Annotated in this window: 14 protein-coding genes; 5 read left to right on the top strand and 9 right to left on the bottom strand. The window is 61.8% G+C overall.

What is annotated here, in order from left to right; all coding sequences use genetic code 11:
• Positions 1-5: 5 nt before the first annotated feature.
• From EPZ47_RS13725 to hpaR (EPZ47_RS13735), 3 genes are all read left to right on the top strand, one after another.
• Positions 6-1,175, top strand: coding sequence for a p-hydroxyphenylacetate 3-hydroxylase oxygenase component (locus tag EPZ47_RS13725; protein ID WP_135845272.1), 1,170 nt, complete (start codon positions 6-8; stop codon positions 1,173-1,175).
• Between the two features lie 71 nt (positions 1,176-1,246).
• Positions 1,247-2,188, top strand: a complete 942-nt coding sequence (locus tag EPZ47_RS13730) for a p-hydroxyphenylacetate 3-hydroxylase reductase component (protein ID WP_135845273.1) — start codon at positions 1,247-1,249, stop codon at positions 2,186-2,188.
• Between the two features lie 177 nt (positions 2,189-2,365).
• A complete protein-coding gene (gene hpaR / locus EPZ47_RS13735) occupies positions 2,366-2,788 on the top strand; it encodes a homoprotocatechuate degradation operon regulator HpaR (RefSeq protein WP_135845274.1) in 423 nt (140 codons plus the stop codon).
• A gap of 138 nt (positions 2,789-2,926) precedes the next feature.
• On the opposite strand, the gene hpaI is transcribed toward hpaR (EPZ47_RS13735), so the two are convergent.
• The 8 genes from hpaI to EPZ47_RS13780 all read right to left on the bottom strand — a co-directional run bounded on the left by hpaI (position 2,927) and on the right by EPZ47_RS13780 (position 10,323).
• The gene (hpaI, locus tag EPZ47_RS13740) at positions 2,927-3,724 is read right to left on the bottom strand and encodes a 4-hydroxy-2-oxoheptanedioate aldolase (protein ID WP_135845275.1); all 798 of its coding nucleotides are present in this window, start codon (positions 3,722-3,724) and stop codon (positions 2,927-2,929) included.
• Between the two features lie 14 nt (positions 3,725-3,738).
• Entirely contained in the window at positions 3,739-4,542 is an 804-nt protein-coding gene (gene hpaH / locus EPZ47_RS13745) for a 2-oxo-hept-4-ene-1,7-dioate hydratase (RefSeq protein WP_135845276.1), read from the bottom strand.
• Positions 4,543-4,554: 12 nt separating this feature from the next.
• Entirely contained in the window at positions 4,555-5,859 is a 1,305-nt protein-coding gene (locus tag EPZ47_RS13750; RefSeq protein ID WP_135845277.1) for an MFS transporter, read from the bottom strand.
• Positions 5,860-5,910: 51 nt separating this feature from the next.
• A complete protein-coding gene (locus EPZ47_RS13755; RefSeq protein WP_135845278.1) occupies positions 5,911-6,303 on the bottom strand; it encodes a tautomerase family protein in 393 nt (130 codons plus the stop codon).
• Between the two features lie 35 nt (positions 6,304-6,338).
• The gene (gene hpaD / locus EPZ47_RS13760; RefSeq protein WP_135845279.1) at positions 6,339-7,196 is read right to left on the bottom strand and encodes a 3,4-dihydroxyphenylacetate 2,3-dioxygenase; all 858 of its coding nucleotides are present in this window, start codon (positions 7,194-7,196) and stop codon (positions 6,339-6,341) included.
• 216 nt (positions 7,197-7,412) lie between these two features.
• On the bottom strand, positions 7,413-8,873 hold the full coding sequence (gene hpaE, locus EPZ47_RS13770) for a 5-carboxymethyl-2-hydroxymuconate semialdehyde dehydrogenase (protein ID WP_135845280.1): 1,461 nt from the start codon (positions 8,871-8,873) through the stop codon (positions 7,413-7,415).
• 5 nt (positions 8,874-8,878) lie between these two features.
• On the bottom strand, positions 8,879-9,649 hold the full coding sequence (locus EPZ47_RS13775) for a fumarylacetoacetate hydrolase family protein (protein WP_135845281.1): 771 nt from the start codon (positions 9,647-9,649) through the stop codon (positions 8,879-8,881).
• Complete coding sequence (locus EPZ47_RS13780) at positions 9,646-10,323, bottom strand: fumarylacetoacetate hydrolase family protein (protein ID WP_135845282.1); 678 nt, start codon at positions 10,321-10,323, stop codon at positions 9,646-9,648. The genes EPZ47_RS13775 and EPZ47_RS13780 overlap by 4 nt, the downstream gene beginning before the upstream one ends.
• Positions 10,324-10,510: 187 nt before the next feature.
• Here EPZ47_RS13780 and hpaA point away from each other — a divergent pair, with 187 nt between their 5' ends.
• Both hpaA and hpaR (EPZ47_RS13790) read left to right on the top strand, forming a co-directional pair.
• Positions 10,511-11,416 carry a 4-hydroxyphenylacetate catabolism regulatory protein HpaA gene (gene hpaA / locus EPZ47_RS13785; protein ID WP_135845283.1) on the top strand — a complete coding sequence of 302 codons (906 nt, stop codon included), beginning with the start codon at positions 10,511-10,513 and terminating at the stop codon, positions 11,414-11,416.
• A 123-nt stretch (positions 11,417-11,539) separates the two neighbouring features.
• On the top strand, positions 11,540-11,962 hold the full coding sequence (hpaR, locus tag EPZ47_RS13790) for a homoprotocatechuate degradation operon regulator HpaR (protein WP_135845284.1): 423 nt from the start codon (positions 11,540-11,542) through the stop codon (positions 11,960-11,962).
• Here hpaR (EPZ47_RS13790) and EPZ47_RS13795 read toward each other — a convergent pair whose 3' ends face one another.
• Positions 11,963-12,745, bottom strand: coding sequence for an alpha-amylase family protein (locus tag EPZ47_RS13795; RefSeq protein WP_238346755.1), 783 nt, complete (start codon positions 12,743-12,745; stop codon positions 11,963-11,965). It lies immediately after the preceding gene.
• Positions 12,746-12,800 lie beyond the last annotated feature (55 nt).

The following is a 12,800-nucleotide window of genomic DNA, read 5'->3' on the forward strand; positions in this document are numbered from 1 at the left end:
CGTCCATGAAAAAGCCAAATCCGCTGCTCGAAGACCTCAAGCCTATCCTGCCGGCGATTGCCGCCAATGCCTTCCAGGCGGAAAAGGACCGTAGCGTCCCTGCCGAGAATATAGCCCTGCTCAAAGGCATCGGCATGCACAAGGCCTTCCAGCCGAAAAAGTACGGGGGCATGGAGATTTCCCTGCCGCAGTTCGCCGATTGCATCGCGTTGCTGGCCGGTTCCTGCGCCAGCACCGCCTGGGCCATGAGCCTGTTGTGCACCCACAGCCATCAACTGGCAATGTTCCCGGCCAAGACTCAGGAGGAAGTCTGGGGCGATGATCCCGATGCCACCGCCAGCAGCAGCATCGCGCCGTTTGGCCGCACCGAGGAAGTCGAGGGGGGTGTGACGTTCAGCGGTGAGATGGGCTGGAGCAGTGGTTGCGACCATGCCGAGTGGGCGATCATGGGGTTTCGCCGTAAAAACGCCGAAGGCACCCAGGACTATTGCTTCGCCGTGTTGCCTCGCAGCGATTATGAGATTCGCGATGACTGGTTCGCGGTGGGCATGCGCGGCAGTGGCAGCAAGACATTGATCGTCGATAACGCGTTCGTGCCGGAGCATCGGATCCAGAAAGCCAAGGACATGATGGAAGGCAAATCCGGCGGGTTTGGCCTGTACCCCGACAGCAAGATTTTCTACTCGCCGTATCGTCCGTATTTCGCCAGTGGGTTTTCCACCGTCAGCCTGGGCGTGGCCGAACGCATGCTGGAGGTCTTTCGTGAGAAAACCCGCAACCGCGTGCGCGCCTACACCGGTGCAGCGGTAGGCGCGGCCACCCCGGCGTTGATGCGGCTGGCCGAATCTACCCATCAAGTCGCGGCGGCCCGGGCCTTCCTGGAGAAAACCTGGCAGGAGCACGCCGAACACGGTGAGCGCCAGCAATACCCCAGCCGTGAAACCCTGGCGTTCTGGCGGACCAACCAGGCGTATGCCACCAAGATGTGCATCCAGGCAGTGGATCGCCTGATGGAGGCGGCCGGTGGTGGCGCGTGGTTCGAGAATAACGAACTGCAGCGACTGTTCCGCGATGCCCACCTCACCGGCGCTCACGCCTACACCGATTACGACGTCTGTGCGCAGATCCTCGGTCGTGAATTGATGGGCCTGGAGCCCGATCCCACCATGGTTTGACCGCCTGCTCACCGAGCCCGGCTCATATAACAACAATCGAGGCCGTCGCCTGAGGCGGCCGGGAGTCTTGCATGTCTAATGTTTGCGATACCGCTTTCGACACCCGCGCGTTCCGTCGCGCCCTGGGCAACTTTGCCACGGGCGTGACCGTGGTCACCGCCGCGACTGACGATGGCCGCAAGGTCGGCGTGACGGCCAACAGTTTCAATTCGGTGTCCCTGGACCCGCCGCTGATTCTCTGGAGCATCGACAAACGCTCCAGCAGTCACGGCGTGTTCGAAGCGGCCAGCCATTTTGCCGTGAACGTGCTGGCCGCCGACCAGATCGACCTGTCGAACAACTTCGCCCGGCCCAAGGAGGACCGCTTCGCCGAGATCCAGTTCGAGGCCGGTGAAGGTGGGGCCCCCGTGTTCGTGGACTGCTCGGCGCGCTTTCATTGTGAAAAATTCCAACAGGTTGACGGCGGCGATCACTGGATCATGATCGGCAAGGTCGTGGCCTTTGACGATTTTGGGCGTTCGCCATTGCTCTATCACCAGGGGGCCTACTCGATGGTCTTGCCCCACACCCGCATGACCAAACGGGAAGAGGGGCAGTCCCCCAGTAGTCACTTCCAAGGTCGCTTGAGCCACAATCTGTATTACCTGATGACCCAGGCGTTGCGGGCCTACCAGGCCAGCTACCAGCCTCGCCAGTTGTCCACTGGGTTGCGTACCAGTGAAGCGCGGATGTTGATGGTGCTGGAGAACGACGCCGGGCTGGGCCTCTGCGATCTGCAGCGGGAAGTGGCGATGCCGGTGCGCGAGATCGAAGAAGCCGTGGCCAACCTCAAGCGCAAGGGCCTGGTGAGCGATGAAGGCGATCGAGTGCGCCTGACCGTCAAAGGTGTCGATGAAACCGAAGGGCTCTGGGCAATTGCCAAGGAACAGCAGGATAAGGTGTTCGGCCAGTTCAGCGAGGAGCAGGTCGAGCATTTCAAGGAGGTGCTCAAGGGCGTGATCAAAGGCGCTTGAGCCTGTATCGACAGCAATCCCATGGCGAGGGAGCAAGCTCCCTCGCCATGGGGACCTCGATGGTTCATGGCTACTTGATCCTGATCCAGACTCTTTGAATGGATGGTTCGGTATTGGCTGGAAGCTGTTAAGATTTAGTTAACTCATTAACTAAATCCCCTTTCGCGAACACCCTCCATGCCCAAACCGCGCCAATCCTTGACCCTGACCCTGCTACAGGCCCGTGAAGCGGCCATGGGTTTTTTCCGTCCGTCCCTCAATCAGCGCGGCTTGACCGAACAGCAATGGCGGGTCATCCGTATTCTCAGCCAGCACGACGAGCTGGAGATCAATCGCCTGGCCGAACTGGCCTGCATTCTTAAGCCCAGCATGACCGGCGTGCTGGTGCGTATGGAAGCGGCGGGCATGGTGGAGCGGCGCAAGACCGAACAGGATCAGCGGCGGGTGCTGGTGCGCCTGGCTCCCCAGGGGCAGGCATGCTTCGATTCGATGAGCCAGAGCATGGAGGAGAATTACCAGCGCTTGCAGGGCCAGTTGGGGGAGGAAAAGCTGCAGACGTTGCTGGGGTTGCTCAATGACTTGAAAGCGATCAGGCGCTGAGACATCCAGGCGGCTCCACTCAGCTTTTGTGGCGAGGGGGCTTGCTTCCGCTCGATTGCGTAGCAATCGTAAGAAAGCGGGGCCGCTTCGCGACCCAGCGGGAGCAAGCTCCCTCGCCACAAGAGGTTTGTGTTGCTATCAGTACACACCACCCGCCGCAGGCTTTGGTGTGTCTTTGAACGTCGCGGCCAGGGTCTGCAAACCGCGCATCAACACCGTGGTGTCGACGCCCACCGCGACAAACGCGGCGCCAAGTTCGATGTATCGCCGAGCCAGTTTTTCATCGGCGCTGAGAATCCCGGCGGCTTTACCCGCCTGGCGGATCCGGCCGATGGCGTCCTCGATGGCGGCTTGCACATCCGGGTGGCCGGGATTGCCACGAAAGCCCATGGACGCGCTCAGGTCCGCCGGCCCGATGAACACCCCGTCAACACCGTCCACCGCAGCGATGGCGTCCAGGTTGGCCAGGCCCTCGCGACTTTCGATCTGCACCAGCAGGCACATCTGTTCATCGGCCTTGTCGAGGTAGCCGGGGATGCTGTTCCAGCGCGACGCCCGGGCCAGTGCGCTGCCGACCCCGCGCACACCGAGGGGTGGGTAGTGCATGGCACGCACCAGCTCGCGCGCCTGGTCGGCGCTTTCCACCATCGGTACCAGCAAGGTTTGCACGCCAATGTCGAGCACTTGCTTGATCAGCGCGTTGTCGCCAATCACCGGGCGGATCACCGGTTGGCAGGGGTAGGGGGCCAAGGCCTGGAGCTGGCCGAGCATCGTGCGCAGGTCATTGGGCGCGTGTTCGCCGTCAATCAGCAGCCAGTCGAAGCCGGCGTTGGCGGCGAGTTCGGCGCAGTAGGCATCGGCCAGGCCCAGCCACAGGCCGATCTGCGCTTCACCGCTGCGCAGGCGTTGTTTGAAGGTGTTGATAGGCATGTCCATGAACCGGTCTCCGATCAGACGAAACGGCAAGCGATGGAACCGAGCATGTCGTAGTCGACATGGAAGGTATCGCCCGGGTTGGCCGCCACGGGGCGGGTGAAAGAGCCACCCAGAATGATTTGCCCCGGTTGCAACGTCACGTCGTAGGCCGCCAACTTGTTTGCCAGCCAGGCCACGCCTTTGGCCGGATGATTGAGTACCGCCGCCGAGACTCCGGATTCTTCGATCACGCCGTTGCGGTAGAGCACCGCTGGCACCTTGCGCAGGTCGATCTCCGTGGGACGTACCGCCCGCCCGCCCATCACCACGCCCGCGTTGGCGGCATTGTCGGAAATGGTGTCGAAGACCTTGCGGGTGGCCTTGGTCTGCGGATCGATTTGCTGGATGCGCGCATCGATGATTTCCAGCGCCGGGATCACCCATTCGGTGGCGTCCAGCACATCGAACACGGTCACGTTCGGGCCCTTCAACGGCTTGCCGAGGATGAACGCCAGTTCGACTTCCACCCGTGGCACGATGAAGCGTTCGAATGGGATGTCGGTGCCTTCGTCGAAAAACATATCGTCCAGCAGCGCGCCGTAGTCTGGTTCGGTGATGTTCGACGAAACCTGCATGGCCCGGGACGTCAGGCCGATTTTGTGGCCGACCAGCTTGCGGCCGTCCTTGATCTTTTGCGCGACCCAGGCGCGCTGGATGGCGTAGGCATCATCGATCGTGATGTCCGGGTGGTCGAGGGAAAATTGCCGCACCTGTTCGCGCGAACGTTCGGCGTGGTCGAGGCGGGCGGCGGCTTGTTGGATGAGGTTCTGGTCGAGCATGGCAAGGATCTCTTAGTGAGGATTGACGATGGCGGCCCGGGTGCGCAGCACCAGCAGGCCGCCAAGGGCGATGAGCAGCGCCAGCACATACAGGGCCAGGCTGGCGCTCTGGGTGGTGTCGCGCATCCAACCGATCAGGTAGGGGGCGAAGAACGAAGCGATGCTGCCGAAGGAGCTGATCAGGGCGATGCCGGCGGCCTGGGTGCTGTTGGACAGGAAGGCCGGTGGCAGTTGCCAGAACATCGGCAACGCTGCGCTGGCGCCCATGCCGGCGACAATCAGGCCAGCCAGCACCAGGGTCGGGTTGCTGGGCGAGAGCCCGGCGAGCGCGATGCCGGCCGCCGCCATCAGCAGCGGTACACACAGGTGCCAACGCCGTTCGCGATTACGATCGGAGGACCGTCCGCAGCCGATCATGAAGAAGCAGCCCGCCAGGTAGGGCACGGCGCTGAGCAGCCCAACCTTGCCGTCGCTGCCGATGCCGGCGCCGTGGATCAAGGTGGGCATCCAGAAGGCCAGGGTATTGACCGCCAGCATCACCGCGAAATACACCGCCACCAGCAACCAGACCTGCGGGTTGTTGAGGATCGCCGAGAACGAGGTAATGGATTTGCCTTGCTCTTCAACGCTCAGTTGTTCGCGCAGTTGCTGCTTGGCTTGCGGCGTTAGCCAACTGACCACCTCGAAACTGTCCGGCAGGCACTTGAGCACCACCAGGCCGAGCAGGATCACCGGCAGCCCTTCGATGACGAACATCCACTGCCAGCCGCGCAAACCGCCAACATCATGGAAATGCTCGAGAATACCACCGGACAATGGCCCGCCGATCACCCCGGCCATCGGCACGGCAATGGCGAACAGCGCGGTCACCTGGGCCCGGCGCCGAGCCGGGTACCAGCGGTTGAGAAACACCAGGATCCCCGGGAAGAAACCGGCCTCGGCCATCCCCAGCAGGAAACGCAAGACGTAGAAGCCAGCTGCGCTTTCAATCAGGAACATGCCGGTGGACAAGGCACCCCAGATCACCATCAGTGTCGCGATCCAACGGCGCGGGCCGATCCGGTCCAGGGCCATGTTGCTCGGCACGCCAAACAGCGCATAGGCGATGAAGAACAGACCGGCGCCGAAGCCGTAGACCGTGTCGCTGAATTGCAGGTCAGCGCTCATCTGCATCTTGGCGAAGCCGATGTTGATGCGGTCCAGGTGGGCGAAGAGGTAGCAGACCAACAGCAGCGGCATCAGCCGCCAGGTGATGGTGGCATGGGTGCGGTCGTGCGCGATGGTGCCGACAGTGTCGGCGGTATTGGCTGTGCTCATGATTTTGTACTTTTTGTCAGAGAGGCCGAAGGGACGAGCGGGTCGGCAGGCTTAACGCGTCTGGGCCTTGAGGAAGGCGTGGACGTTGTTGGCCTTGAAGTTGAGCTGTTCGTGCAGCTCGATCATCTCGAACGACAGGGCCAGCAAACGTTGAGCCTGGAGTTCGGCGAAGTGCGCGGTGATCACCTCGAAGAGTTTTTCCGCGACTTTCTGGCGCGTGGCCAAATCGCGACCATGGCCGACTTTCAGCGTCATGTGGACGAAGGCGTAGTCGTGCTTGCCGTCGGCCATGCGCCAGGTGTCCAGGCGCACGCCGCGGCTGCGGATGCCGCCCAGGGGAAACACGCCGCTGTCGCCCAGCAAGGTGTGGACCTTTTCAAACAGGCCGGGCAGGTCGGCCTGTTGTTCGATGTTGTCGGTGTATTCAGCGATGAAGTGCGGCATGGAAGCCTCCTGCGACGACAGCGTGAAGCTGTTGCTCAAACGGGGAAAATGGCGTTGATCTGGCCGGTGCCGGAGCTGCCGAAAGGCTCGGTGATGATTTCGGCAGGCTTGTCGTAATCCGGCCCCCCGAGCAGCCCCAGAAGCATGGCGGTGTCATGCATCTTGCCTTCGCCGAAACAGTGTTCGGCGTAGTCCGGAAGCATGGCGCAGAACTCTTTCCAGCGGCCCTGGCGCCATAGCTCGACGACGTGCAGGTCGACTTGTTTGTCGAACTCGCGCGTCCAGTTATGGATATTGGCTTCGGCATTGCGATCGTCGGAGAACCGGTGCGACAGCGAGCCGGAGGCCAGCACCAGCACCTTGCGATCGCTTTTCTCGATGGCCCGGCGTACGGCGGCGCCAAAGGTGAAGCTGTCTTGCAGGCGGTGCCAGGCGCACCAGGCGGCAATCGACACAACGTTGAATTTCTGTTCTTGCGGGACGTCCATGTGCATGTAGCGCATGGGCACCAGCGTGCCGTATTCCAGCTCCAGGCTCGGGATGTTGTGGGCCAGGGTGCGCACGTCGGCGGCATTGGCCTCGGCGGCGATCAACTCGCCCAGCTCCGGGGCACCCGAGTATTCGTACTCCATGTTCTTGATGAAGTGCGGCAGCTCGTTGCTGGTGTAGATGCCTTTGAATTGTTCGCCACTGTTGACGTGATAGGCGCTGTTGACCAGCCAATGCACGTCGAACACCACGGCGGTGTCGGCGCCCAGCTCACGGGCGCGGCGCCCGATTTCCTTGTGCCCGGCAATTGCCGCGGCGCGACAGCCGTGGTGCTTGCCGGGCAGCTCCGACAGGTACATCGAGGGAACGTGGCAGATTTTCGCAGCCAGGACGACTTCGCCCATGATGATTCTCCTGAAAAATTGTTCTTGTTGAATCTCGGATAACGGGTGAATCGGGTCTTGATGAACTGTGGCGAGGGAGCTTGCTCCCGCTCGATTGCGCAGCAATCGCAAAAAATGGGGCCGCTTCGCAGCCCAGCGGGAGCAAGCTCCCTCGCCACAGGCTGTATCACTTGCACAGGTGCGTCACTTGCTACAGAGGTTCCACCCGACCTTGGGTCATACGCCCCACCGCGGAATGTGATGACTGCCCATGGAGATGCAAACGTTCTTGATCTCGGCGAACACTTCAAAGCTGTACTGTCCACCTTCGCGGCCGGTTCCGGAACCCTTCACGCCGCCGAAAGGCTGGCGCAGGTCGCGCACGTTCTGGCTGTTGATGAACACCATGCCGGCCTCGATGCCATGGGCCAGGCGATGGGCTTTGCCGATGTCCTGGGTCCAGATGTACGACGCCAGGCCGTACTCGGTGTCGTTAGCCAGTTGCAAGGCTTCAGCTTCGTCCTTGAACGGGATCAGGCAGACCACCGGACCAAAGATTTCCTCCTGGGCGATGCGCATTTGGTTGTTCACGTCGGCGAACACCGTCGGCTGGATGAACTGGCCGCGACTCAGGTGGGCCGGCAGGTTGGCCGGACGTTCCAGGCCTCCGGCCAGGAGGGTGGCGCCTTCTTCGATGCCGATCTTGATATAACCGGTGACCTTGTCGTAGTGGGCCTGGGTGATCATCGAGCCGACCTGTGTTTTCGGGTCCTGTGGATCGCCGACGATCAGGCGTTTGGCGCGGGCGGCGAACTCGGCGACGAACTGCGGGTAGACGCTTTCCTGGATGAAAATCCGGCTGCCGGCGGTGCAGCGTTCACCGTTGAGCGAGAAGATGGTGAACAGGGCCGCATCAAGGGCCCGCTCAAGGTCGGCGTCTTCGAAAATCAGCACCGGCGACTTGCCGCCCAGTTCCATCGAATACTTCTTCAACCCGGCGGTCTGCATGATTTTCTTGCCGGTGGCGGTGCCGCCGGTGAAGGAAATCGCCCGCACATCCGGGTGACGCACCAGCGCGTCGCCGGCCGTGGCACCGTAGCCCTGGATCACGTTCAAGACGCCGTTGGGAATGCCGGCCTCGACGGCCAGGCGACCCAGCTCGTTGGCGGTCAGGGGCGAGAGCTCGGACATTTTCAACACGGCGGTGTTGCCCAGGGCCAGGCAGGGCGCGGTCTTCCAGGTCGCGGTCATGAACGGCACGTTCCACGGCGATACCAGCCCACAGACGCCCACCGGTTGGTACAGGGTGTAGTTAAGCATCTGATCGTCGACCGGATACGTGTGACCGTCCATGCGGGTGCAGACTTCGGCGAAGAAATCGAAGTTGTGGGACGCCCGCGGGATCAGCACGTTCTTGGTCTGGTGGATCGGCAAGCCGGTGTCGAGGGTTTCCAGTTCGGCCAGTTTCGGCACGTTCTGCTCGATCAGCTCGCCGAGCTTGCGCATCAACCGGGCGCGCTCCTTGGCCGGCGTATTGGCCCACTTCGGGAAAGCGTCCTTGGCCGCCGCCACGGCCTGGGCAACTTCCTCGGCACCGCCACTGGCGACTTCGCCGATGGCTTCGCCGGTGGCCGGGTTGTAGTTGACGAAAACGTCTTTGCTTTCGACCTCGCGGCCGTTGATCCAGTGCTTGATCATGCTGCTCACGCCTCTTTACGGGATGCGAAGAACTCGGCTTCGCTGACAATGTGGTTGACCAGGCGGCCGACGCCTTCCACTTCCACGATCACTTCATCACCCGGCACGACGTCCGCCAGGCCTTCCGGCGTGCCGGTGGCGATCATGTCGCCGGGTTGCAGGGTCATGAAGCTGGACAGGTATTCGATCAGGTAGGGGATGTCGAAAATCATGTCCTTGGTGCTGCCTTCCTGGCGCAATTGGCCGTTGATCCAGGTGCGCAATTTCAGGTTGCTCGGGTCCGCTACATCCGTCACATCGACGATCCATGGGCCGACAGGCGTCGTCGCATCGCGATTTTTCACTCGCAGGTTGGGGCGGTAGTAGTTTTCCAGGTAGTCGCGGATCGCGTAGTCGTTGCACACGGTGTAGCCGGCCAGGTAGCCCAGCGCATCCTCGCGCTTGACGTTGCGCGCGGCTTTGCCGATGACCGCCACCAGCTCGCACTCGTAGTGCATGTAGGCGACGTTGTCGGGGCGCCAGGTCTCTTGGTTGTGGCCGGTGTAGGTGCCGGGCGACTTGATGAACACCAGGGGTTCGGTCGGCGGTTTGAACGCCAGTTCGGCGGCGTGGTCGGCGTAGTTCAGCCCGAGGGCGAACATGCTGCCGGTGGCCGGTGGCAGCCACTGGACCTGATCCTCGGTCAACAAGCGACCGTCAGCCAGGCGCACGGCATTGTGAGCTTCAACGGTGACGGCGTGGTTCTGTCCTTCAAAGCGAATGCGCGCGTGTTTCATGAACGTGCTCCTGTTGCCTCGGCCACGACGGTATTGACGAGGCGGCCCAGGCCGCTGATTTCGACTTCGACGCGGTCGCCGGGTTGTACATCGACCCGCCCCTCGGGCGTGCCGGTGATCAGCACGTCGCCGGCGTGCAGGGTCATGAATTCGCTGATCTCGGCAATCAACTGGGGAATGTTGCGAACGAAGTTGGCGGTGTTGTTTTGCTGGCAAATCTCAGCGTTTACATACAGCGTGATTGCCAGGCTGTGGGGATCGGCAACGTTGGCACTCGGCACCAGTTCCGGGCCGATGACGCAGAAGCCGTCCCGGCACTTGGCCTTGACGGCGGGGCGGTAGTAGCTGTCTTCCGGCAGGCTGAATTCATTGACGACCGTGTAGCCGGCCACGTAGTCCAGTGCCTCGGCGGCGCTGACGCGACTGGCCGATTTACCCATCACCACCCCCAGCGCCGGTCCCGCTTGCAGCCGTTCGCCGTGGCCAGGATGAACCACCTCGGCACCATGGTGGTTACGGGTGTTGGGCGTCTTGATGAACAACACCGGCTTGATCGGTGGCTTCTGGTAGGGCGGTTGCTCGAACTCGGCGAGGCGCTGCTTCAGCAGCCCTTGAAAGTTCAGCGCGACCCCGAACAGGGTGCCGGTCGCGACGTCATGCAGGGCACGGCTCATGCTTGTCTCCTGGCAGTGGCAGAGTGATGAGGGCTCTGCACATATTGTTAATGTGTTAACAGTTATAATTAAGATGTTAACTATCGTCAAGCGTGGCAAAATGGCCGGGCGCTGGTTGCCTTGCCAAATTGGGTGCAGGATGAGCGCGAGCAGGTGCCTGAATCAGAATAAAAATGAGTACTGCGTGATGACCGACCGCCAGCCGATCCCGAACATCAACATTGGTCAGGTGTACGACCAGCGCTACAGCGACGCCGAGGTGCATTACGACCGGCTCGCCAACCTGGCGGGTTTTTTCGGGCGCAACATGCCGGTGCATCGTCACGATCGGTTTTTTCAGGTGCACTACGTCAAGACCGGTACTGTGCGGGTGTATCTGGACGATCAGCAGTACGTCGAATCCGGGCCGATGTTCTTTCTCACGCCGCCGACCATCCCCCATTCCTTCGTGACTGAGGCCGACAGTGATGGGCATGTGCTGACGGTGCGCCAGCAACTGGTGTGGCAGTTGATCGACGCCGATCCAAGCCTGGCGCCAGCCGGTGTGCAGTTGCCGGCAACCTGCGTTGCGCTGGCGCAATTGGGGCCTGGGCAGGCGGGGGAGGTGCGGCGGTTGGAATACCTGTTCGAGGAATTGAGCGAGGAGGTGACGGCCGGGCGCCCGGGGCGTAGCGCGGCACTCGACGCTTTGACGCGACTGATCATGATCAGCCTGCTGCGCTTGTGCTCCAATTCCCTGGAGGCCAGGCCGGCCCGGCATGAAGACCTGAAGATCTTTCACCGCTTCAATGAGCTGATCGAGGCTCATTACCTGCAACATTGGCCACTGTCGCGTTACGCCGAGGGCATCGGCGTCACCGAGGCGCGCCTCAACGATGTCTGCCGACGTATTGCCGACCTGCCTTCCAAGCGGTTGATCATGGAGCGGCTGATGCAGGAGGCCAAGCGACTGCTGTTGTTCACCGGCAGTTCAGTCAACGAAATCTGCTACCAGCTTGGATTCAAGGACCCGGCTTATTTCAGTCGGTTTTTCCAGCGTTACTCGCAACTCACTCCTGGGGAGTATCGTCAGCGGCAATCGGGGTTGCGCTGATTGGTGGCGAGGGGGATTGCTCCCACAGAATCCCCTTCCACAGTGACATAGCGTGGCCATGCTTCTTGCAGCAACCTGGCGGCAACACTAAGCTGCCGACTCGCCCATCCAAACAGTCCGAACATGGCCACCCCCAGACCTTCACTGACCTTGACCTTGTTGCAAGCCCGCGAAGCGGCCATGGCGTTTTTTCGCCCGGCGTTGAACCAGCATGACCTCACGGAACAGCAATGGCGGGTGATCCGCATCCTGCATCAGCAAGGAGAGCTGGAAAGCCACCAGCTCGCCCACCAGGCCTGCATACTCAAGCCGAGTATGACCGGCGTGCTCAGCCGGCTGGAGCGCGATGGCCTGGTGCGGCGACAGAAGTCGAGCCAGGATCAGCGTCGGGTCTTCGTCGGCCTGACCGAACGCGGCCAGCAGTGCTTTGTGTCGATGAGTGAGGGCATGGAAAGCAACTATCGGCGGATTGAAGAGCAGTTTGGCGAGGAAAAAATGCAGCAACTGCTGGCTCTGCTCAATGAGCTGAAAAACATCAAGCCTTGATCAAGGATTGGCCAGGGATTGCTTCAACTGCTTCACCAACTCGGGCGTCATGTAATGCGGTCCGTCGAACAGGTAGAGCGGATAGCCGTCATAGGCTGCCAATTGCGGCGTGAGTTCGGCCACGGTGGCTGAGCGGAAGCCACCGCCGTATTTAGGGCGGAAGGCTTCGACGATGATCCGCACGCGATCCTTGCCCAGTCGATCTCGCAAGGCATCGGCGTAGTCGCGGGCCACCGGGGCGGTGCGCGCGTAGACGCCGACGCCGTCCTGGAAAAACACTCCGATGTCGTTCGGCAACCACTGTTTGAGCCAATCGGCGGTGGCGGCAGGGCCGATATTGGCGCCGTCGTAGACGCTGATCCATAGCGGGCGTGGCAGTTTGGCCAGCAAGGCCGGCAGCTCGGTGGCACGTGCCCAACTGGGATCGACTTCGGCGGGAAAATACCAACCGGTGACATGCAGCGGCGTCGGCAACCCGGCGATGCGTTCCGACAGCGCAGCCAGTTGCTCGATGTTGTCCCGGGTGCGGTTCTCGCTGAAATAGCCGGCCAGTCCGAGGATGACATCCTGGGCCCAAGGCGTCTTGGCGATGCGCGCCCAGTCCGGCAACACCGGAACACTGGTCAAGCCGGTGCCGGGCACGAAGGCCTGGTCGTCCACCACCGTCCATTGCACCAGCAGTTCATGCACCCCCAGTTCTTCCCAATTGCCGCTGATGCCGACGGTCTGGTTATCCGGCTGCCAGACGATGCCGACGAGGTTCGGTGCCGCAGTGGTAGTCATTATGTAGTACGTCCCTGTACCTGCGCCGAGGAACGCGGCCAGTAGCAGCACCGCG

Source organism: Pseudomonas viciae (assembly GCF_004786035.1).
GTDB lineage: Bacteria > Pseudomonadota > Gammaproteobacteria > Pseudomonadales > Pseudomonadaceae > Aquipseudomonas > Aquipseudomonas viciae.

Coding starts and splice junctions, on each gene's coding strand:
- hpaR (WP_135845284.1), top strand. CDS start 11,540: ATGGCCACCCCCAGACCTTCACTGACCTTGACCTTGTTGCAAGCCCGC.
- EPZ47_RS13755 (WP_135845278.1), bottom strand. CDS start 6,303: ATGCCGCACTTCATCGCTGAATACACCGACAACATCGAACAACAGGCC.
- hpaI (WP_135845275.1), bottom strand. CDS start 3,724: ATGGACATGCCTATCAACACCTTCAAACAACGCCTGCGCAGCGGTGAA.
- EPZ47_RS13725 (WP_135845272.1), top strand. CDS start 6: ATGAAAAAGCCAAATCCGCTGCTCGAAGACCTCAAGCCTATCCTGCCG.
- hpaR (WP_135845274.1), top strand. CDS start 2,366: ATGCCCAAACCGCGCCAATCCTTGACCCTGACCCTGCTACAGGCCCGT.
- hpaE (WP_135845280.1), bottom strand. CDS start 8,873: ATGATCAAGCACTGGATCAACGGCCGCGAGGTCGAAAGCAAAGACGTT.
- EPZ47_RS13775 (WP_135845281.1), bottom strand. CDS start 9,649: ATGAAACACGCGCGCATTCGCTTTGAAGGACAGAACCACGCCGTCACC.
- EPZ47_RS13780 (WP_135845282.1), bottom strand. CDS start 10,323: ATGAGCCGTGCCCTGCATGACGTCGCGACCGGCACCCTGTTCGGGGTC.
- EPZ47_RS13750 (WP_135845277.1), bottom strand. CDS start 5,859: ATGAGCACAGCCAATACCGCCGACACTGTCGGCACCATCGCGCACGAC.
- hpaA (WP_135845283.1), top strand. CDS start 10,511: ATGACCGACCGCCAGCCGATCCCGAACATCAACATTGGTCAGGTGTAC.
- hpaH (WP_135845276.1), bottom strand. CDS start 4,542: ATGCTCGACCAGAACCTCATCCAACAAGCCGCCGCCCGCCTCGACCAC.
- EPZ47_RS13795 (WP_238346755.1), bottom strand. CDS start 12,745: ATGACTACCACTGCGGCACCGAACCTCGTCGGCATCGTCTGGCAGCCG.
- EPZ47_RS13730 (WP_135845273.1), top strand. CDS start 1,247: ATGTCTAATGTTTGCGATACCGCTTTCGACACCCGCGCGTTCCGTCGC.
- hpaD (WP_135845279.1), bottom strand. CDS start 7,196: ATGGGCGAAGTCGTCCTGGCTGCGAAAATCTGCCACGTTCCCTCGATG.